The sequence below is a fragment of the Microcystis wesenbergii FACHB-1317 genome, assembly GCF_014696875.1.
GTDB lineage: Bacteria > Cyanobacteriota > Cyanobacteriia > Cyanobacteriales > Microcystaceae > Microcystis > Microcystis wesenbergii_A.
This window is the reverse complement of the sequence record NZ_JACJQV010000105.1, coordinates 13391-35810: the sequence shown is the minus strand read 5'-3', so window position 1 is coordinate 35810 and position 22420 is coordinate 13391. Positions and strand designations below refer to the sequence as shown.

9 protein-coding genes are annotated in these 22420 nt (G+C 40.3%); 7 read left to right on the top strand and 2 right to left on the bottom strand.

All coding sequences use genetic code 11. The features are described 5' to 3' along the window. Nucleotides 1–280 precede the first annotated feature (280 nt). Nucleotides 281–565 carry a transposase gene (locus H6F92_RS07510; RefSeq protein WP_190357383.1) on the bottom strand — a complete coding sequence of 95 codons (285 nt, stop codon included), beginning with the start codon at nucleotides 563–565 and terminating at the stop codon, nucleotides 281–283. Nucleotides 566–1186: 621 nt separating this feature from the next. On the opposite strand from H6F92_RS07510, the gene H6F92_RS07505 reads away from it, so the two are divergent. Beyond that, nucleotides 1187–2089, top strand: coding sequence for a helix-turn-helix transcriptional regulator (locus H6F92_RS07505; RefSeq protein ID WP_190357382.1), 903 nt, complete (start codon nucleotides 1187–1189; stop codon nucleotides 2087–2089). A gap of 106 nt (nucleotides 2090–2195) precedes the next feature. On the opposite strand, the gene H6F92_RS07500 is transcribed toward H6F92_RS07505, so the two are convergent. Then, nucleotides 2196–2714: a hypothetical protein gene (locus tag H6F92_RS07500; protein ID WP_190357381.1), complete on the bottom strand. Its 519-nt coding sequence runs from the start codon at nucleotides 2712–2714 to the stop codon at nucleotides 2196–2198. 285 nt (nucleotides 2715–2999) lie between these two features. Between H6F92_RS07500 and H6F92_RS07495 the strand changes: the two genes are divergently transcribed. The 6 genes from H6F92_RS07495 to H6F92_RS07470 all read left to right on the top strand — a co-directional run bounded on the left by H6F92_RS07495 (nucleotide 3000) and on the right by H6F92_RS07470 (nucleotide 22396). Continuing rightward, nucleotides 3000–3263: an acyl carrier protein gene (locus H6F92_RS07495; protein WP_045359186.1), complete on the top strand. Its 264-nt coding sequence runs from the start codon at nucleotides 3000–3002 to the stop codon at nucleotides 3261–3263. Between the two features lie 62 nt (nucleotides 3264–3325). Then, the gene (locus H6F92_RS07490; RefSeq protein ID WP_190357380.1) at nucleotides 3326–5125 is read left to right on the top strand and encodes an NAD(P)/FAD-dependent oxidoreductase; all 1800 of its coding nucleotides are present in this window, start codon (nucleotides 3326–3328) and stop codon (nucleotides 5123–5125) included. A 137-nt stretch (nucleotides 5126–5262) separates the two neighbouring features. Next, nucleotides 5263–9996 (top strand): type I polyketide synthase, encoded by a 4734-nt coding sequence (locus H6F92_RS07485; RefSeq protein ID WP_190357379.1) that lies wholly within the window; start codon nucleotides 5263–5265, stop codon nucleotides 9994–9996. A gap of 197 nt (nucleotides 9997–10193) precedes the next feature. After that, complete coding sequence (locus tag H6F92_RS07480; protein WP_190357378.1) at nucleotides 10194–15017, top strand: type I polyketide synthase; 4824 nt, start codon at nucleotides 10194–10196, stop codon at nucleotides 15015–15017. A gap of 217 nt (nucleotides 15018–15234) precedes the next feature. Then, nucleotides 15235–18177 carry an amino acid adenylation domain-containing protein gene (locus H6F92_RS07475; protein WP_190357377.1) on the top strand — a complete coding sequence of 981 codons (2943 nt, stop codon included), beginning with the start codon at nucleotides 15235–15237 and terminating at the stop codon, nucleotides 18175–18177. Between the two features lie 397 nt (nucleotides 18178–18574). Beyond that, on the top strand, nucleotides 18575–22396 hold the full coding sequence (locus H6F92_RS07470) for a type I polyketide synthase (RefSeq protein ID WP_190357376.1): 3822 nt from the start codon (nucleotides 18575–18577) through the stop codon (nucleotides 22394–22396). Nucleotides 22397–22420: the final 24 nt, after the last annotated feature.

Genomic DNA, 22420 nt, shown 5'->3' with positions numbered 1-22420 from the left:
TCCTAATTCAAAATAGAGAGATTCTGAAAAACCTTTTGTAGTTTTTGCTGATCAGCATATTTCTAAATTGCTGAAGATTAGAGATTTAGATAGATTAATTTTAGATTTGATGATTAAGTTTTTTTAAGTTCAATCTATCTAGACATCATCTAAGTAGGGAGGCACAATTATTTGTAGGATGGGTTAGCGGTACCGTAACCTGTGCGGGCGTTGGGTTTCATGCTTCAACCCAACCTACGTTCATCTTATATTTAATTCCACCCACCCACTTATATCTAGTTTAAAATAGGAAAGTCCTCAGCAAAATGGAGAATCTTTGGCAGAAGACGACTTTGACTGCGATTAACAGCCCGAAGGTATCGACTAATGTGAATCTCTTTCTTCCTTTAATCCGTTTCCCCGCATCATAACCCACCTCTTGATTAATCATCGTGGCGGTTTTGACCGATTGGCTGTCTAAAACTCCCGCGCTCGCCGCCGTTAGATGACCTTCCATCGTCCTGACGTAATCCTGGAGACAGTCATGGATTTTCAACCATGTTCCGTCTTGAGTCCACTTTCTCAAGTAGTAGTAAGCTAAGACGCATCTTAACCGCCTATCCTTAGATTAGCTAAATCTCCCCTAATCCCTTTACTTTTGCCTCTTGCAAGAGTGCAAGAGTGCAAGAGTGCCTCATCTCAACAAGCAATTTAAATGCGCGGGCAGCTTATACTGTCCCGTCAGGCGGGTAGTCCTGGGGCAGCCACCGCCACGCGCATTACCTACAGAGGACGTAAAATAGGGCGTTGATGACACCGATGCAAAAGTTAGTTCGCGTCTAGGTTTTAAGAAATTCCGCCCAAGAAGATTCATATCTCAAATCAGCAACGCCTTGCATGACTACTTACTATAATTTGAAGTGCGGAATGTGGGTTTTAAAAATTTGCGGAAAGACGCATCTCCGCTTGTAGATCAAAGACAAGCTCAATACAACACTTTCCGAGACGGAACATCCCATGCAATCACCGAAAGGCTTACTGTATAAGCACTTCAACCCTAGTAGTTGTACTTGAGCGATCAGCCAAGTGCTGTAATTTCCTTATCAAGAATTAAGAAGATCAGGAAATCAGTTTTGTCTGTGATGGAGTGAAAACTATCTTTTGTGGTCAAAAAATTATCTATTTTGAAAATTATAGGAACAGTCTCATGCTTTTAACTCCAAACTGTAACCCTCTTAACTCCCTTAACTTCTCTCATTCTACGGCTAACTTTCTTAATGCCGTCCCTCAGCAAGAAATAGCTGAATCCATATCTGTTATTCAATATTTAATCAATCAAATCCCTGAATCTGTGTTGTGGATCGATTCCCAAGGAGGGATTAAGCATTACAATGATGCGGCTTGTGCTTTATTGGGATATTCCAGAGAACAGTTATCTAATTTGACTATAGAAGAAGCTGCTCAAGATTTTTTAAACTCAGATTGGTCTAGATACTGGAAATTAATTCAACGTCGAGGTTTTGGACGTTTGATCACACACCATCCTTATTATGGGGATCATCAATCCCTCGATATTACGGTTAACCTTCTCAAATATGGAGATCAAGATTATATAAGCATAGTAGCTCGTTCCTTAAATTTTCTAGAATCTGAAAAAGATGGCTACGCTTGCAGAATTCATCCTTCTGTTAACTCAAAACAAGCTCCTCAATCGTTGATACAGCCTTCTTCTACCCCGCAACCGAATTTCTTTGATTCTTTGGCTTCTTTCTACCCTAATAGTTCTCAATTAAAACCCGTTTTTGAGTTTATTGAGGCAAATTATAGTCAACCTATTACCCTCAATGATGTGGCTGGATCGGCTGGTTATTCTCCTGCTTATTTAACCAATTTAGTTAAGCGTCGCACCGGCAAAACGATTATTCATTGGATTGTGGAACGAAGAATGCTAGAAGCCCGATCCTTGTTACTGAAAACCCATAAGTCAATTACCCAAATTGCCGCCACCGTTGGGTTTACTGACCCCTATTATTTTTCCCGTCGCTTTAGTCAGTTATATAAAGTATCTCCTAAACGTTGGCGAGAAAAACATCAAACTCAAGTAGCTTAAATGATAATGATGGCTGAGTTTTAGGTTTTAGGTTCTAAGTATTTAAACTTCACACCTTACATAATCATGATTGAGGTGGGCATTGCCCACCTTAGTAGTGCTTAAATTATCCCTGTTTGATGGCAGGAAGAGAAGGAGATTGACGAGAGAGTGAAAGGGTAATACCTAGTTGGGATAAATCAACCGTTTTATATTTTAGGATAAACCCTAAGCCATATTTTTCTACCACAGGAAGCGGTAATTTGGCGGCATGACTATAAACCACTCTAACGGTATCTTGGCTTCCTTTATTGGGTGAGTTATTAGGTTTTTGTTCAACAAATTGACCCAAAAACTGTAGAGAACTATAGGTTTTATTTGCTTGTTGGGAAATTTGGAGAAATTCAGAAATTGCTTGCTCTAATTCCTGTGTCAAGCTATTAATATTCTCCCCAATTTTTAACAATTGATACTCCTGTTTAGATAGCAGTTTTTCTAGCTTATCTTGCAATTCTGTTTCAAGCTGTACAACGGCTGAAGTTAATAATTCTTGCAGCATTTGCGAAGATTTATGAGCGGTTTCAATCGGTTGAGTAGTAGAAGGAATCTCTTTAACAGATGGGTCAAGAACATGAGTATCTATCATAATTTTTACCTAGTAACTAGAAACTTAACTTTGTTACCTTTTATTGTAAGAAAAAAGGAGTTGAAATTTAATGGATAATATTTTGTATTGTCTGCTAGGTTTTTCGATTATATTTATATGGTAAAAATGTACTAAATTTGACCATAAAAAATAGGAATAAAAAAAATCCAGTTTTGGCGAAAAATAAAACATGGCTGATCAATGGGTAGAGGAATAAACTAGGAATATAAGTTAAGCAATCTTAGTTTGCTACAACACTTTTTTCACGTTAAAGGAACTTAACCCATGATGACAACTGTTCAATCCCCTTGTACCGTTGAAGACATTCAAAACTGGCTCGTTGATCAGTTGGCTCAACAACTCGATGTTGACCTTGATGACATTGATATTGAAGAACCTTTTGATAATTATGAACTCGACTCACGAAAAGCGTTAGTTTTATTAGGACGCTTAGAAAAATGGCTCGGAAAGGAATTAAATCCTGTGGTCATTTTTAACTATCCCACCATTGCTGAATTAGCAACCCGATTAGGGGAATTATATCTTTAACTTTTTCTTGTATTCTTTCTCATTCACTCTATTCCTCATCACATTTTAGGAGAATTTCACCAATGGTTGCTACTAACACTAATGAGTATGATGTTGTGATTATGGGAGCAGGTTTTGCGGGAGTCTGTCAAGCAAGACATTTACTCTTAAATGTTCCCAATATCAAAATTGCCCTCATTGATCCTCGTCCCGAAGAAAGAACCGATAAAGACCTCAAAATTGGCGAATCAATGGTGGAAATTGCCACCCTATTTGTTTGCAAAGAATTGGGGTTATATGAGTATATGATCGAAAATCATCCCCCTAAATATGCTCTTAATTTTCATTGGGCAAAAGATGCAGATAAAACTGACACCATTGATGATTATTATCATATTTGGGCGAATCGACAATTTCCCCTTGGCACGTTTCAAATGAACCGGGCAAAATTTGAACGGGATTTGCTCAAAATGAATAAGAAAATGGGAGCAAGTTTCTATCAAGGCCGTGTGGTTGATGTGGACATTACTCCTACTGATGAGATGCACACCGTCAAAGTTAAAATGATTGACGGAAATTATCACGAACTGAGAGCAAAACACCTTGTTGATGCAGCAGGACGTAAGTTTATTATTGGCCATAAAACTGATAACGTTATTGTAGGTGCAGATAATTTATTTGGAGTTGATACGGGATCGGCTTGGGTACGGGTTAAAAATATAGATCGCACCATTTTTCATGATGGTTATGACCCTTATGGAGCAACTTGTAGCCATTATTATGCTACCAATCATTGGTTTGGTCATGGTCATTGGTTATGGATGATTCCCACAGAAAAAGACTCCCAAGAAATCTCTATTGGAATTGCTCAACATCGCAGTGTTATTGCCAACGGTCAAATTAACACTCAAGAGAAGTTTTATGCTTTCCTAAAAGCCAATCACAATCTACTTTATCGCTTAGTTACCTCTGGAGAAAATGTCGATTTTCATTATCTTCCTAGAGTTTCCCATACTAGCAAAACGATGTTTTCTCAAGATAATTGGTATGTAGTTGGAGATGCTGCTTGTATTTTTGATCCCTTTTACTCTTTGGGAACAAGTATGATTGCTTTTGCGATTGAAAGTATCACGGAAATTATTCGTTCTCAACTTGCAGGAGAAGCGGATACAGAAGAAAAACGGGCTGCTTACAATGACTTTAACCTTACCTATACTCGACTCAATAATCATCTCATTGAACACCATGATAAACAATTAGGTCATGCTAGTATCATGAGTTGGCGTATTTATGCCGAATATATGTGGTGGTTTGGGATTCAAATTCCCCTTTATGTCGGCAAATGGCATTTAGATACCGGCTTTATTTCCCGTTATGTGCCAAAAGTTCAAGCGGATATTAAAGGATATTGGCATCATCTCTATGAACAGTTTAATCAATTAGTTGAGCAGAATAAAAACATTGGTTTTATGGATGCTCATCGCACTGATCAATTAATCTGGGGTTATCATACCCTCAAACACTTCGATGACTTTATCGAAAACACTAAATTTGAACCAAGACGGTGCAATGTTTTCGCTGGAATTAAAGCGACCAGTTTTTATACAGCAGTTTGGTATGCAAAGTTCCTCTGGAAAGGATTTGGTTTTTCAGCTTTTCTCAATCGCAAAAATCTGTCCTATCTGTTTGGACATCTTAATGGTGCCCTTCAATCTGCCATTACGGAAATGGTTTATAAGTATTTGACTTGTAAGCTTCCTGATAATAGTCAAATTGAACAAACTCGCCAAGAATTTACCAACTATCGTTATCGCCCTCAACTAAATACTTGGCTAACAGAAACTGCCACAAACTCACCTAAGAAAGTTCCTGTCAATGTTTAATCAAAATAGAGGAAAGGGTGGGTTCTCATTAAATCATCGCCAGGGGGTAACATCGAGCTATCCTATCCATTTGAGGGAATTAATTTTATTTCTCTAGTTAAGTAAATTGCTGTCTATTAATTAAGGATATCTCAACCATGAAACCTATTGCAATTATTGGGATTGGCTGTCGTTTTCCTCAAGCCAATAATCCTCAGGAATTCTGGCAATTATTATCAAAGGGAATTGACGGCATCACCGAAATTCCTAAGGAGCGCTGGAATATTGATGAATATTATGATGAGAATCCCGAAACACAGGGGAAAATGAATTCTCGTCATGGGGGATTTTTATCGCAAGTTGATGGGTTTGATCCTAATTTTTTCGGGATTTCTCCTAGAGAAGCCTTATTAATGGACCCTCAGCAACGCTTACTCTTAGAAGTAGCTTGGGAAACCATTGAAGATGCAGGAATAACACGGGAACAATTAGCAGGATCGAAAACAGGTGTATTTGTGGGAATTGCCACAAACGATTATAGTCGCATTCATGCAGGATATAGCCACCAACCTCAAGGCTATGATTTAACAGGAAACTGCACAAATATCGCAGCCGGTCGTCTTTCCTATCTTTTTAACTTAAAAGGTCCTAGTTTAGCGGTAGATACGGCTTGTTCTTCCTCTTTGGTTGCAGTGCATCTCGCTTGTCAAAGTTTATGGAATGATGAGTCTTCAATGGCGATCGCAGCAGGGGTTAACCTGATTTTATCTCCTATTGGTCATATTGCGTTAAGCAAATTGAAAGCCTTGTCTCCTGATGGACGTTGCAAAACCTTTGATGAAAGCGCCAATGGATATGTGCGAAGTGAGGGAGTCGGTTGTATTATTCTCAAACCGTTGGCTCAAGCGATCGCAGATAAGGATTCCATTTATGCGTTAATTAGAGGAACTGCTATTAATCATGATGGACGCAGCAAGGGGTTAACGGTTCCCTATGGACCGGCACAAGAAAGCTTGATTCGATCAGCCTTGAAAAATGCCGAAATTGAGCCAAAAGAGCTTAATTATGTGGAATTACACGGGACGGGAACATCTTTAGGCGATCCCATCGAAGCGATGGCCTTGGGAGCTGTGTTAGAAGAAGGACGAGACAAGGATAATCCTTGTTTGGTGGGATCGGTAAAAAGTAATATAGGACATCTCGAAGCAGCGGCAGGAATTGCCAGTGTGATTAAGATGGCACTTTCCCTGAAAAACAAGCAAATTCCGCCCAGTCTGCATTTTAACAAGCCGAATCCTTATATTCCCTTTGATAAGTTACCCCTTAAGCTTCAATCATCTTTAATTACCTGGCCACAACAGGAAACAACCGCCAAGGGGGGAATTAGTTCTTTTGGATTTTCGGGAACAAACGCTCATCTTATCTTAGAAGAAGCTAATTTATCTCACCCAGAACCAATTTCCTTAACTTTCCCTCATTTACTCCCTTTATCTGCCCATAGTCACGAAGCGGTTAGAGATTTAGCTCAAAATTATGAAGATTTCCTGAAAGATCAAGCTTTAACCGCTGAATTTGTCCAGAATCTTTGCTATAGTGCTAGTGCAAGACGGACTCATCATGCTCATCGTCAGGCGGTTGTGGTTCATTCTCATGAAGAATTATTGAAGGGTTTAAAAGAGTTAGAAACGATTGATTTATCGACTCAATCTAAGCCTTCAAAACGTAAAACAAACATTGCTTTTGTCTTTTCTGGCCAAGGACCTCAATGGTGGGCAATGGGACGGGAATTATTAGCAACAGAACCGGTTTTTCGCTCTGTTATTAAACAATGTGATACTTTGATTCAAAAGTATGCTAACTGGTCATTATTAGCGGAATTTAATGCGTCTGAAGCTCAATCTCGTTTACAAGAAACAGAAGTTTCTCAACCTGCTTTATTTGCTTTACAAGTTGGATTAGCTAAATTATGGCAATCTTGGGGGATTAATCCTAAATCTGTGGTTGGTCACAGCTTGGGAGAAGTTGCAGCCGCCCATTTTGCGGGAATTCTCACTCTTGAGGAAGCCATTCATTTGATTTGTCAGCGCGGACAGTTGATGCAGCAAGCAACAGGAAATGGAAAAATGCTTGCGATTGAATTACCTGTTAATGAGGTAGAAAATTTAATAGCTGCTTGGGAAAATAAATTAGAAATTGCTGCCATTAATAGTCCCTATTCAACGGTTGTATCTGGGGAGTCTCAATCGATCGATCAATTAATTGCTGAATTGTCCCAAAACCGTCCCGATATTTTCTCCAAAGAACTACCTGTTAATTATGCTTTTCATAGTCAACAAATGACTACTTTTGCGGATAATTTAGTGAAAAAATTAGGAGAGCTTCAGCCTCAAAAAAGCACCATATCAATTTTCTCAACCGTAACAGGTGATCAACAAGAGGGGACATTATTTAATGCCGCTTATTGGGGACAAAATATGCGTCAGACGGTACGTTTTAACCCTGCGATTGAAGCAATGATTAAATCTCGTCATACTATCTTTGTTGAAATCAGCCCCCATCCTGTTTTATTGGGATATATTAAAAGTACCTTGCGAGAACAAGATACTGAGGGATTTGTTTTACCCTCTCTAAGACGAGAACATTCTGAACGGGGAACGCTATTAAATTCTTTAGGAAAGCTCTACACTTGGGGACATTCGATTAATTGGGAAAAATTATATCCCGAAAATTGTCAGTTTGTTAAGTTACCGCTTTATCCTTGGCAACATGAATCTTATTGGGTAAGTGATGCTAAACCTCAATTTAAGTCTGTTTCGTCTGCTTCTAGTTTACTTAATTTATTAGTTGAAGGCAAAACTGAACAACTAACTGAACAGTTAAATCAAAGTGATCAATTATCACCTGAAGTCAAGCAGTTTTTACCACAATTATTACAGTTATTTGTTGGGGAAGATGCAACAATAACAGGCAAAATGCCTATCCTACAGGATGTGAGTAAAAACTGTTATCAAGTGGAATGGCAACTCAGTCCTTTAAACTTAAAAAATAAGCCTTCTCAAGGAGAACGGTGGTTAATTTTTAATGATAATCAAGTAGTCGGTAAAGCCTTAGCAACAACCCTAAATGATGCTTATGTTTTGGTGTCTTCTGGTCAAACTTATCAGAAGTTGGTGTCAGGTCATTATCAAATTAATCCTAATAATGTTAAGGATTTTCAACGGTTGTTACAAGATCTAACTGAACCGATCACCAAAGTGGTCTATTTATGGGGGTTAGACAGCGATATTAACTCCCAACCCTGTCAAACTCGTTCTTATGCCAGTTTATTGTATCTAACACAAGCTTTAGCTCAATGTAAAACTAAAGAACCCCCTAAACTTTGGGTCATAACACAACAAGCACAACCGGTGAATGATGCTGTTAAACCGCTTAAAATAGCACAAACGTCCTTATGGGGAATGGGTCAAGTCATTGCCCTTGAATATCCTAATTTATGGGGAGGATTGATTGATTTAGAAGAAAAACAACCATCGTCTCAAGCAATTATTGCTGAAATAACAGAAAATCTAGGAGAAGATCGCATCGCTTTTCGGGATCATCAACGATATGTTGCCCGTTTAGTACCTAATAAAGCAATAAAAAGCTCAAACATCAATTTTAAAAAGACAGAAGCCAGTTATCTCATTACTGGTGGCTTAGGCTCTTTAGGATTAAGTTTAGCAGATTGGTTAATTGAAAAAGGTGCAAATCATTTAATCTTAACCAGTCGGCGAGCCTTAGCTGACCATTCAACGGATAAACAGGTAAAAATCAAAGCTTTAGAGGATAAAGGGGCTACTATTCAAGTAATTGCCGCTGATGTCAGTGATTATCAACAAACCCGTCAACTTTTTCACCAAATTCAAGAAAATTGTCCTCCCTTACAGGGTATTATTCATGCGGCAGGGGTTTTAAGCGATCGCACCATTGACAAGATGGATTTCCATTGTTTTGAGAGCGTATTTAATCCTAAAGCAGCAGGAGCCTGGAATTTACACCAACTTTCTCAAGATTTATCCTTAGATTTCTTTGTTTGTTTCTCTTCCATATCTGCTTTAATCGGATCACGAGGTCAAATTCACTATGCCGCGGCCAACCATTTCTTAGATGGTTTAATGCACTACCGTCGAGAGTCTGGACTCACAGGGTTAAGCATTAACTGGGGACCTTGGGCTAAAGGGGGAATGGCCACGCAAGGCTATGAAGAAGGCTTAAAACGCCTGGGAATCAATCCATTACAACCTAATTTAGCCTTGGATACTTTAGATGCTCTAATCCATGGTAATGTTACTCAAACAATGGTAGCAGAGATTGATTGGTCTAAGTTTAAAACGATTGTTGCAGCAAAAGGACGGCTGGCTTTCTTAGAAGCGTTATTCAAGCAAGATCAGCATAATTTTGGGCAAACGGTCGAGAATTTCCCCCAAACCATCCAAAAAAACCCTCCTCACCGACGAGTCACCCTATTAACCACTCGTTTACAGCAAGAAGTAGCGCAAGTCTTAGGAATTCACGGAGATACTTTACCAGATACTGATAAAGGGTTCTTTGAGATGGGAATGGATTCTTTAATGTCCGTAGAACTGAAACATCGTCTAGAAGGCTTATTTTCTGTCTCTTTACCTTCTACCTTTGCTTTTGAGTATCCCACTATTGGTGATGTGGTGCAGTATTTTGTCCAAGAAGTATTTGCTTGGCAAGATAATTCAGAAAATTCTCAGATTTCTTCGGAAACCGAGTCAACGGATGTTGTAGTACTCCACCAAGCCCTTGCTGAATTGGAGTTGCTGTCAGAAGTAGAAACAGAAGCCCTAGTGGAGCGAGAATTGGCGGAATTAGAGGCATTACTTTAACAGTGAACAGCTATCAGTTAAGTAGGTGGGTGGAATTAAATATAAAATGAACGTAGGTTGGGTTGAAGCATGAAACCCAACGCCCGATTATGTTACGCTACCGCTAACCCATCCTACAAATAATTGTGCCTACCTACTTATCAGTTATCCGAATAACTAACACCTCACACCTAATATCTAAGGAGCATTTTAATATCATGGATTCTCATCATCAGAAAACAGAATTAACGCCGTTACAAAAAGCAGTTATTGCGCTTAAAGAAGCTCGTAACAAGATTGAAGCCTTAGAACGGCAAAAAAATGAACCGATCGCTATTATTGGCATGGGCTGTCGTTTTCCGGGGGGTGCAAATAGTCCAGAGGCGTTTTGGGAGCTATTATCAAGGGGAAAAGAAGTAATTGTCCCTGTTCCTAGCCAAAGATGGGATGCTGAGGCTTATTATGACGAAAATCCCGATCTTCCTAACAAAACTTATGCTCGTTATGGCGGGTTTATTGACGCAGTAGATCAATTTGATCCGCAATTTTTCGGGATGACTCCCCGGGAGGCGATCGCACTAGACCCTCAACAACGATTATTATTAGAGGTAAGTTGGGAAGCGTTAGAAAATGCCGGAATTGCACCTCAGAAGCTGACAGGGACGCAAACAGGCGTATTTGTGGGCATTGGCTTGGATGATTACGCAAAACGGCAAATTAAGCAACAAATTCCCATTGATGCTTATACGGGATCAGGAAATGCGTTTTGTTTCGCTTCAGGTCGCTTATCCTATTTTTTAGGGCTACAAGGACCCAGTTTAGCCATTGATACCGCCTGTTCTACCTCTTTAGTCACGGTACATCTGGCTTGTCAAAGCTTACGCAACAGAGAGTCAAATTTAGCTTTAGCAGGGGGAGTTAGTTTAATGCTATCCCCGGAGGTGACGTTATATCTTTCTAAAACCCGCGCTTTGTCCCCTGATGGTCGTTGTAAAACCTTTGATAAAGATGCAAATGGCTATGTGAGAGGGGAAGGCTGTGGAATGGTGGTCTTAAAACGCTTTTCTGATGCTATAAGCGATGGAGATAACATTTTAGGGGTAATTAGAGGCTCGGCGGTCAATCAAGATGGCCCCAGTAGTGGTTTAACGGTTCCCAATGGATCAGCGCAAATGGCAGTTATTCGTCAAGCATTGGAGAATGCAAAAGTAAAACCCGAACAAATTAGCTATTTAGAAGCACACGGGACAGGAACAGCCTTAGGCGACCCTATTGAAGTACGGGGGATTAACAATGTACTATGCAAAGATCGTTCCACTGATAACCCCTTAATGGTGGGTTCAGTAAAAACGAATATCGGCCACCTGGAAATTGCCGCCGGGATGGCCAGCCTATTAAAAGTCATTTTATCCCTAAAAAATCAAGAAATTCCCCCCCATCTTCATTTTAAAGAACTTAATCCTGATTTAGCGGCTGCTGCAACCGCTCTCAAAATTCCTACCGCTTCTCTGCCTTGGCAGCGAACAGAAGAACCTAGAAGAGCGGGAATTAGTGCATTTGGATTAAGTGGCACAAATGCCCACATGATCATCGAAGAACCGCCTCAATTAAGCTTTAATCCTTCTGAAGTGGATCGTCCTGCTCATTTACTCACTCTATCGGCGAAAAGCGACGATGCTTTAGATGATTTAGCGCAAAAATGGGTCAACTATTTAGAGAAAAATCCTCAATTAAACCTAGCAGACTTAGCTTTTAGTGCCAACACGGGACGAGGACAATTTAACCATCGTCTGGCAATTTTGGCAAAATCAACCCTTGAAGCCAAGGACTCTTTCACAGCATTTACGCAAAAACAACCTTGTTTGAATGTTTTCAGCCAAGCAGTTGCAAAAAGTCGTCAAAATAAGATTGCTTTCTTGTTTACAGGACAAGGTTCTCAGTATGCAGACATGGGACGACAACTGTATGAAACTCAACCCACCTTTCGTCATGCCTTAGAGGAATGCGATCGCTTATTGCAACCTTACCTAGAAAAGTCCTTATTAGAGGTTTTATACAGTGATTCTAGCTTATTAGACCAAACTGCTTATACTCAACCCGCCCTATTCGCCATTGAATACGCATTATATAAATTATGGCAGTCTTGGGGCATTAAACCTGATGGGGTTTTAGGTCATAGTGTGGGGGAATATGTGTCCGCTTGTGTTGCAGGGGTTTATTCTCTCGAAGAGGGAATCAAGTTAATTGCCGAAAGAGGACGCTTAATGCAGTCTTTACCCCAAAAAGGCGCAATGGCAGCCATATTTGCCCCTATTGAAACAGTAAAATCTGTTATTTCTCCTTATGGGGATCAAGTTGAGATTGCAACTATCAATAGTTCGGAAAATATTGTTATTTCGGGTGATCAGGAAGCAATTAATCAGATTAAAGCGGATTTAGAATCACAAAGCATTGAAGTGCGTCTGCTTAAGGTATCTCATGCTTTTCATTCTCGGATGATGCAACCGATATTAGCAGAATTTAAAGTGATCGCTGCTAAAATTAGCTATAAAACACCCCAATTAGATTGGATTTCCACCGTCACAGGTGAAGAAATCAGCCAAGCAGTAACAGAGGACTATTGGTGTCAACAAGTACGTCAATGCGTCCAATTTGCCCCAGCAATAGAAACCTTAGCCAGCCAAGGTTACAATCTATTTATTGAAATCGGCTCTCATCCGATTTTAACGAGATTGGGTCAAAAAACCTTAGCCAACCCTGATTATCTGTGGTTATCTTCCCTACAACGAGGACAGGATGATTGGCAAATTTTATTACAAAGTGTGGCGAAATTAGCCGTTTCTGGGATTAATATTGATTGGAATGGCTTTGATAAAGATTATGCTCGTCTTCGTCTTCCTTTACCTACTTATGCTTTCCAAAAACAACGCTACTGGTTAACCGTAGGGGAGCCTGGTTTGCGCCCAACCCAAGAGACAGAAACCTTAGAAAAACAAGACTTACACCAAAGTCAAGAAAGAGAAACTTTAGGGGTGCCAGACTTGCGGCCAACCCAAAAACAAAACGAAACCAAGGCTGAAAGCTTAGAAAGTCAATTAATTGCCTTAATAAGTCAAATTACGGGTTTAAATCCTCAGCAATTGAGTTTGAATGTTTCCTTGGAAGCAGATTTAGGGTTAGATTCTATTATGATGACCCAATTAATGAACGGGTTACTATCATTAATTCCTGAAGAACAACGTAGTCAATTTAGTGAAACCTTTTCCCTACGCCATTTAATGCAAGTCTCCAATCTTCAGGAATTATTAACCATTCTTCAATCTCATACTTCATCCCCCAAATCTCAAATCTCTAACCCCAAACCACAAACCAAAAACCTCCAACTACAATCCTCGAATCTGGTTCCTATTCTCCATAGTCAAATTCCCTTGTTAATGAGTTATTGGAGTCTCAATTCTAATAGTTTATTTACTAAGGTTAAAATTGCAGGAGAATTTGACTTAAATATTGCTCAACAAGCATGGAAACTGTTAATTAATCGACATCCCATGTTACGGGCGCAATTTCAGATTCCAGAGGATGCCACCTGCTTTGCAGACTATCAATTAGAAGTGCTAGAAAACCCCATTCCTCCTGAAATTATTGTTAAAGATTTCACCCCTTTAACTCCCGATGAACAAGGGGAGAAAATTGAAGGAGAAATCTATCATTGGTTAAACTATAACTGGTCTTTAACGCAATGGCCACTGCATAGATTTTCTGTGCTTAAATTATCTGATCAAATTCATCAATTATTTTTAGGGAATGAACACTTAATTTCAGATGGGTTAAGTAACCATGTCATGATGCGGGAATTCTTGGAAATTTACCGGGCTATAGTTGCTAAAGAAACGCCAAATCTTCCCCCTACATTGACTGTAGAAGATTATCGAAAACAGGTTCAATTAATGAACGATTGGCAAGATATTGAGGAAGATCGAGCCTTAGCAGAATACAATAATGCTGTGTCTGGAATGTCCTATCGTTGGCAACCTAAACAGCAGAAAAATGCTCAAAAATCTCCTCTCTTTTACAATCAAAAGTATCTACTTTCAGCAGAAACTACCTCTCAATTAATCGACAAAACCCGTCAATGGCGAGTCCCGATGAATGCACTATTATTAGGTGCATTTCTAAAAACTATGTCACAAATAGATTCAAAAGCTGAAAATATCGGAATTTCGATTCCCACCAGTGGACGAATTTACCCCGAAGTAGATGCAACAGGTGTGGTTAGTAGTTTTGCTCAAAATCTGGCATTAAGTTTTGCTAAACCTCAATCTGAGCAAGATTGGCCGACCTTTTTAAGCCAAATTCAGCAAACTGTACAACAACATATTGGCACCGGTTTAGATCGGGCGCAAACTCGTCAAATGGGAACAATTTTTCGAGACAATATTACCCTAGAAAAGGGTAAAATTCCCCCTCATAGTCTTTCTTTAATACAGGAGGCTTTAAAGTCTAATTTATACCTTCCTTATACGGGACAAACTCACCTGCAACCTCAGTATGATGCTTTATCAATTACTGACTATCAAGCCGGAGGAATGAACGCCACTGGAACAATTGATATTCTGCAAGAAATCTTTAATAATCGTCTTCATCTATTTGCAAGTTACGATTACCATCACTTTGACTTATTGCTAATAGATCAATTAATGACAGCCTATGTCAGCCAAATTGAAGAACTAGCCAATTTACCCGTGCAAGATCAAGTTATTATTTCTCATTCTTTCTCTATTTCTCTTAATACAGAGATTGAAGAAATGCTACGACAAATAACTTCCGAAATTTGTCATTGGACAATTGAAGAAGACGAAATAAGTGATGATTTGGAGGCAGATTTAGGACTAGATTCTTTAGAACGCATTCGCCTTGTTACCAAGCTAGAAGGGATTTATGGCAAACAATATCGCCAAGACCTTTTAAATTGTCGTACCTTGCAAGAAATGGCTGCTATTTTAGCCCCATCTCAACCTTCAATCCTCAACAGCTATCGGTAAAATACAGTCTGACAAATTAATATTAGGAAAAACAAAAATATGTCATTTCTACTTAGATAGGAATCCACAAATATTTATGATATTCTGAACTTTTTTTGTCCAGCTATACCTCAATCAGCGAAGGTTCGTAATTAGTCCTTAATGGCTACCTGCTAAAAAACCAATGGGCGCAGGCTTTGCGCCCCTACCACCTAACATCTAATAGAGGATTATTCTTATGGCTTTTTCCCCCGAAATTCCCTACTATAAAATTATTAAACAAGCACAATTAACCCCTGATGCGATCGCTGTTTTAGATGAGGCTTGTCCCCTAACTTATCAACAATTAGACCATCTTTCTAATCAAGTTGCTGCTTATTTACAGACTCAAGGTGTTAACCCCAATACCAGAGTTGGAATTATGACGGAACGAAATCCACGCATGATCGTTGGTATTTTGGGAATTCTGAAAGCCGGTGGCTGTTATGTACCCTTAGATCCCGATTATCCCGTCGAAAGATTGCGTTATATTCTTCATCATGCCACTATCGAGATCTTACTTACCGAACATCAAGTAAGTGAACAGTTAATTTCTTGTGTGACAGAACCTTTACCCTTGCAAACCGTCCTCTTTTTAGATGAAGGAGAAAGATTAAACAAAATTAATGATTTAACTCAGATTACCACTTCTATCTGGCAAAAACACAGTAAAGAATCCATAAATCTTTGTAATCGTCCTGAGGATTTAATGGTAATTCTTTATACGTCTGGATCAACAGGACGGCCAAAAGGGGTAATGTTAAACCATCGCGGTTATATGAATCGTCTAGAATGGATGCAAAAAACATTTTCCCTGAAACCAGGCGATCGCATCGCACAACGCACCTCTTTTTGTTTCGATATTTCCGTATGGGAAATTTTCTGGACGTTAATGGAAGGTGCAACAATATGTCCCGTCAAACGCGAAGTAGTCTTAAATCCTTGGGAATTTGCTGCCTGGATTAAAAAGACTAAAATTAATGTAATGCACTTTGTTCCCTCCCTCTTTGGGGAATTTATCAGTGCGATTGAAAACGAATCTTGGACATTTCCTGATTTACGCTGGTTAATCTTTAGTGGGGAAGCTTTACCCATGTCTTTTATCCAAAAATGGCTTGATTGTTATGGATTAAAGACAGGTTTAGCCAATCTTTATGGACCGACAGAAGCCTCCATTGATGTGACTTACCATATTATTACAGAACGTCCTGACGAACGCACCAGCAGCCAAATTCCCATCGGAAAAGCGATCGATAATGTCTATCTCAAAGTGTTGGATGATCAGATGCAACCTGTTAAACAAGGGGAAATGGGAGAACTTTGGCTTGGTGGCGTACAATTAGCGTTAGGATACCTCAAAGATCCTGAAAAAACCGCTAAAGCGTTCTGTTCTAATCCTTTTTCTGATGTCTCTGGTGACTATATTTATCGGACAGGTGATCTAGTCAAGGAATTACCCGATGGTACGCTGGAATATCATGGACGTATCGATAATATGGTCAAAATTCGGGGTTTTCGCATTGAATTAGGGGAAATTGAGAGCATCTTAACCACTCATCCCAATGTCCGCGAGGCCGCCGTTTTAGCTATTGATTACGGTGAAGGACAAAAACGATTAATTGCTTGTTTATCGGGGGATAAAATCAAAAACCGAGTTCTCAAAGCACATTTAGAACAAAAACTCCCCCATTACATGATTCCTCAACGATTCGCTTGGTTTCCACAACTTGCTAAGAATCATAACGGAAAGTTAGACCGTAAAGCATTAGCCGCCGAATTACTTGCTGTTCCCTCTGCTCCCCCTACTCCCTCTGCTCCCCCTACTCCTTCTCTTATACCCCTTGGGCCGGCACAAAGTTGGTTAGTCAACTATTTTGAACCTCCCTATCAATGGTTGGGTTATACTCGTTTTCTCTATCATCAGTCTTTGAATCTTGATATTTTCAATCAAGCCGCTAATCTTTTGGTGCAACGTCATGAAGCTTTTCGGACGGTTTGCCTACAAAATCAAGGTAAATGGCAGCAATACTTGATCAATGATCCTCAACCTATCCTGGCAGAGTATTGGGATGGAAGCCACTTAACAGAAGCAGAACGTAATGCTAAAATTCAAGCTCAAATGTCAGATTTAGCTAAAAAAATCCAGATTGACCGTTGGCCACTCACTGCCACTCTTGTCGTTAAAGTTAGTCCCTATTGCTACGATATTACGATGGTCGCTCACCACATCATTGCTGATATGTTAAGTGCAACCCTCTTGTTTAAGGAACTTTGGAGTGCCTATCATCAATTATTGGTAGGAAGTGAGCCGACTTTTCCTAACCCTAATCCTCAGTCTTACTTAGATTTTGTGCAAGTCTTGAGGGATGAGGAGAAAAAAGGAACAATGAACGAACACTTGAATTATTGGAAGGAACAATTTCCTGATGCAGAGAGTCGCTTTGAAGTCCCCGTCGATCATGTCAAAGGCCCAAATATTGAAGCTTCTGCCGAAAGTGCGCGATTTGTCCTAAGTAAAGCGCAAACTAAACAGTTATTAAGCCAAGGCAAGGTTTATTATCAGTCTAACTTTTATCCTATTCTCCTTGCTCCTTTATACCGTTTATTAGGTGATTGGAGTCAACGCAAACAGGTGGTTATCAGTCATCGTAGTCATGGGCGAGATTTAGGCGAAGGTCAGTCTTTTATGGAAAGTATGGGCAATTATGCTGTAAATTTTCCCATAGGCATTAATTTATCCACTTCTACGACTTGGCAAAAAACTATCAGTACCATCAATGAGCAGTTTGAAAGCTTACCAATGAATGGCGTAACTTATGATTGGATAGGTGAGTCTTTACCTGAATATCTCTATCCTGATAGTAATTTAACCCCAGTAAGGGCTAATTATCTGGGAAATCGTTCGGTTCCTCTCTCTGACTTGTTTGAGTTTGTTTATGGCGAGCGCGATTGTCGTTTATCGCCACTGGATCAAAAACGTACCACATTGATTGAATTCTTTTTCCTAATCATAGATGGTCAGTTAGAGATAAGAATTGAATATTCTCGTAATTTCCATCTTCCTACGACCATTGAAAAAATCGGACAAGATTACCTCATTCTTCTTGAGGAATTAGTGCCTATTGGTGTTGCTGATTCCTAACCTTTCAGGGGGGAGTGTCAAGCAGTCCGTGGCATTGACTCCTATTAAATCCGTTTGATTAAGTCAGGAGAATACTTTGGCAAAAGTGCTACCTCGAAAATGTCTTGACTATCGTACCCCGAATGAGGTATTCCCCAAAGGTAGATCAGATAGTGATGCAATTCAGACTTGAATTGGCGTCACCAAGAGCGTGATGGACTACTCTAGTTACCAGATTTTTTCCCCCCGAACGCTTACTAAAAATCATCCATTTGTGAGAGTAGATCATCCATTGTATAAACGGGGAACTCTGCCTAAACTGAAGCTAAAGGGAATCAAACAATTCTTTGTTCATTCTTTAAGAACTATTCGTTGTCTCTACAGACTGCTATATTATTGATTGGAGAACACACCTACAATGTCTGCTCAATCCTCAACCTCTAGCCTAACTGCTTTACAAAAAACACCGATCGCTATTATTGGAATGTCGGCCTTATTTGCTCAAGCCAAGAATTTACAAGAATATTGGCAAAATATTCTCGGTAAAGTGAATGGAATCACTGAAGTGCCAGAAAGCGCCTGGAATTTAGAAGATTACTATGATCCAGACCCGAAAGCACCTGATAAGACCTATGGTAAATGGGGGGGCTTTTTGCCTAAAATTGATTTTGACCCTTTAGAATTTGGTCTGCCACCTGATACGTTAGAAGCTTTAGATTCGGCTCATTTACTTGGTTTAGTGATGGCTAAACAAGCTTTAGAAGATGCGGGTTATGGCCAAGGAAAAGAGTTTAATCGGGAAACAACAGGGGTTATTTTAGGAGGAAGCGGCCTCTGGAAAAGCATTACTCCCTTAACCAGTCGTCTGCAATATCCTCTCTGGAAGAAAATTTGCCAAAAAAGTGGTTTATCTCAAGAACAAACCGACAAAATTATCGAAAATATGAAGGCGGCCTATGTGCCTTGGCAAGAAAATTCTTTCCCCGGTATGTTACCAAACGTCGTAGCAGGTCGTATTACTAATCGCTTTGATTTAGGAGGAACTAATTGTGTGGTGGATGCAGCCTGTGCGAGTTCCTTAAGTGCTTTAAAAATGGCGATCAGTGAATTAATTGAAGGCCGTTGTGACATGATGCTTACAGGGGGCTTTGACACGGATAATTCCATCCTTAATTATATGTGTTTTAGCAAAACTCCAGCTTTTTCTAAGAAAGATTGTCTCAATCCCTTTGATGCTACCTCCGATGGCATGATGGTAGGGGAAGGATTGGGAATGCTGGTGATTAAACGGCTTGAGGATGCAGAACGAGACGGAGATCGCATCTATGCAGTAATTAAAGGCATCGGGACTGCTAGTGATGGTCGTTTTAAAAGTATCTATGCACCGCGTCCTGAAGGTCAAGTTAGATCCTTACGGCGCGCCTATCAAGAGGCGGGATTTTCTCCCGCTACCTTGGGGTTAGTTGAAGCCCATGGTACTGGAACACCAGCAGGAGATTTTTGTGAATTTACAGCCCTGAATGAGGTTTTTAGCGAAAATAACGCAGAAAAGCAAACGATTGCTCTGGGTAGTGTCAAATCTCAAATTGGTCATACCAAGGCGGCGGCGGGTGCTGCAAGTTTAATTAAAACGACTTTGGCCTTACATCATAAAATTCTTCCTGCTACCATTAACATTACCGAACCCAACCCTAAATTTAAGATTGAAGACTCGCCTTTTTATCTCAACACCGAAACCCGTCCTTGGTTGCCCAAAGGAAAGACACCGAGACGGGCCGGGGTTAGTTCCTTTGGCTTTGGGGGAACAGATTATCATGTGGTGTTAGAAGAATATACGCCCAAATTACCCCAAGGGGAAAATCGAATTCATCATCGTCCCCAATCAATTTTACTTTGGGGTCAAAATCCTGAAGAATTAAGACAAACTTGTCAAAAAGCTCTAGAACAGTTGCAATCTCCCCAAGGGTCACAAGTTTATATTGAACTACAAAATCAAAGCAAATCGGCTCAACTTCCCTTAAAGGTTGCTAGAGTTGGCTTTGTCGCGACTTCCTTGGCGGAAGCTATTAAATTACTGCAAGCAGCCGTTAAACAGTTGCAAAAACAGCCTCAAGCAGACGCATGGGAACATCCCCAAGGTATTTATTACCGTAAGACGGGGTTATTACTTGAGGGAAAAGTCGTAGCACTGTTCCCCGGCCAAGGTTCTCAATACCTGAATATGGGTCGAGAAATTGCCCTAAATTTCCCAGAAATCCAAACCGCTTATCAAAAATTGGATACATTGAGAGCTAAAGCGGGTTTAACGCCCCTTTCAGCAGGAGTATTTCCGATTCCTACCTTTAACGAGGTGGACGAAAAACGGCAAACCTCTTTACTGCAACGGACGGAAAATGCTCAACCTGCGATCGGGGCTTTCAGTGTAGGACTGTATAAAACGTTGCAAAAGACGGGATTTAAGCCAAATTTTGTGGCCGGTCACAGTTTTGGGGAATTAACCGCACTCTGGGCCGCAGGCGTTTTCACCGACGACGATTATTATTACTTGATCCAAGCTAGAGGCCAGGCCATGGCCGCACCGAAAGGAGCCACCCCTCAAGGGGCGATGTTAGCGGTGACGGGGAAAGTATCTCAGATAGCGCAATGGGTTGAAGGAATGGCCAATGTGCAGATTGCTAACTATAATGCACCTGAACAGGTGGTATTATCGGGATTAGCCTCAGAAATTGCCACTATTGAGAAGATTTTAAGCTCTCAAGGCTATCAGGTTACGCCTTTACCCGTGTCTGCTGCTTTTCATACTTCTCTAGTACGTCATGCTAGTCAACCCTTTGGGAAAGCGTTGGATCAAGTGACGTTTCATGCGCCCCAACTTCCGGTTTATGCTAATGTGACGGCGGCCCCTTATCCCAAAGATTTATCAGGGATGCGTCAGCTTTTAGAAGCTCAGTTGTTGAATTCGGTTCAGTTTGTCCAACAAATTGAAAATATTTATGCTCAAGGCGGATATTGCTTTGTGGAAATTGGACCGCGCCAAATTCTCACTAACTTAGTTAAACAGATCTTAGGCGATCGCCCTCATCTTGCCATTGCGCTCAACCCCAGTCGGCAAAAGGACAGTGATGTTCAGCTGTCACAAGGAGTAATACAGCTTCGAGTTTTAGGTTTACCGTTAAACGATCTGGAAAATGCAGCTTTGACGGTGAAGACTTCCTCAAGCAAACGCAAAGGTATGACCCTTAAGCTGAATGCAACCAACTACATCAGCGATAAAACCAAAGCTTTGATCGGAGCTGCATTACAACCTGATTCACCTGCGGAAATAGAACCTTCAGTTGATTTCCAAACGGTTGAATCTAAGTGTGAGGAAGTGAAAGGGTCGGAAAACGAGGAAATTTTAGCCTCTATTCCTTCCGTCAACCTTTATCCTTCTGATTCTCAGCCTCTTTCAGAGGAAATTCCAACACTCAATTTATCTATTGTTTCTCAAGATCAAACTGTAACCATGACTATGAACAACGCTATTTCTAACAACACCAACCCTATTTTACAAGCATTCTACCAATATCAACAGAGTCTTGCCAAGGTTCACGAAGAGTACATTAAACATCAATCCCAGAGTTTTCAATCAGTGTTGCAGTTATTCAAACAAAAAGAGATGACAGTAGTTGCTCAAATTGACGAACTCTCTACTCCTGCTGCTTCTTCGGAGAATTCAAAATTTGATCGGCCAAATTCAGAGGTTTCCTCTGTTAGTTTTCCTGATCCTACCCCTTTTAAGTCTGAACCTCAGCCCTTACGAACTCTAGAACCTCAACCTTTAAACATTGCACCTCAACCCTTACGGACTCCCGAACCTGAACCCGTTCACATTTCCCCCATTGTCAACTATTTAGAACCTCGTCAACCCATTGCACCCATCTCTACACCTGAACCTGTGTCAGGAGTGAGCGAACCTTCTTTAGACTCCATTCAAGATGATGCACTGAGTCAAGCCTTATTAGAGGTTGTCAGTGAAAAAACAGGCTATCCTACGGAAATGTTGGCATTAGAAATGGATTTAGAGGCAGATTTAGGCATTGACTCGATCAAACGGGTAGAAATCATGGGAAGTCTGCAAGAAGCTTTCTCTGGGTTGCCCAAACTTAGCCCTGAAGCATTAGCAGAAAAACGTACCCTAGCCCACATTGTTCAGTATTTGAGGGAGAAAATGATGGTGACAGAAAAAAAAATAGCTTAGTTGTTACCTCTACCCAGTCTAACC

Excerpts from the sequence above, each read along its gene's own strand:
- H6F92_RS07505 (WP_190357382.1), top strand. The coding sequence starts at position 1,187 with ATGCTTTTAACTCCAAACTGTAACCCTCTTAACTCCCTTAACTTCTCT.
- H6F92_RS07500 (WP_190357381.1), bottom strand. The coding sequence starts at position 2,714 with ATGATAGATACTCATGTTCTTGACCCATCTGTTAAAGAGATTCCTTCT.
- H6F92_RS07495 (WP_045359186.1), top strand. The coding sequence starts at position 3,000 with ATGATGACAACTGTTCAATCCCCTTGTACCGTTGAAGACATTCAAAAC.
- H6F92_RS07490 (WP_190357380.1), top strand. The coding sequence starts at position 3,326 with ATGGTTGCTACTAACACTAATGAGTATGATGTTGTGATTATGGGAGCA.
- H6F92_RS07485 (WP_190357379.1), top strand. The coding sequence starts at position 5,263 with ATGAAACCTATTGCAATTATTGGGATTGGCTGTCGTTTTCCTCAAGCC.
- H6F92_RS07480 (WP_190357378.1), top strand. The coding sequence starts at position 10,194 with ATGGATTCTCATCATCAGAAAACAGAATTAACGCCGTTACAAAAAGCA.
- H6F92_RS07475 (WP_190357377.1), top strand. The coding sequence starts at position 15,235 with ATGGCTTTTTCCCCCGAAATTCCCTACTATAAAATTATTAAACAAGCA.
- H6F92_RS07470 (WP_190357376.1), top strand. The coding sequence starts at position 18,575 with ATGTCTGCTCAATCCTCAACCTCTAGCCTAACTGCTTTACAAAAAACA.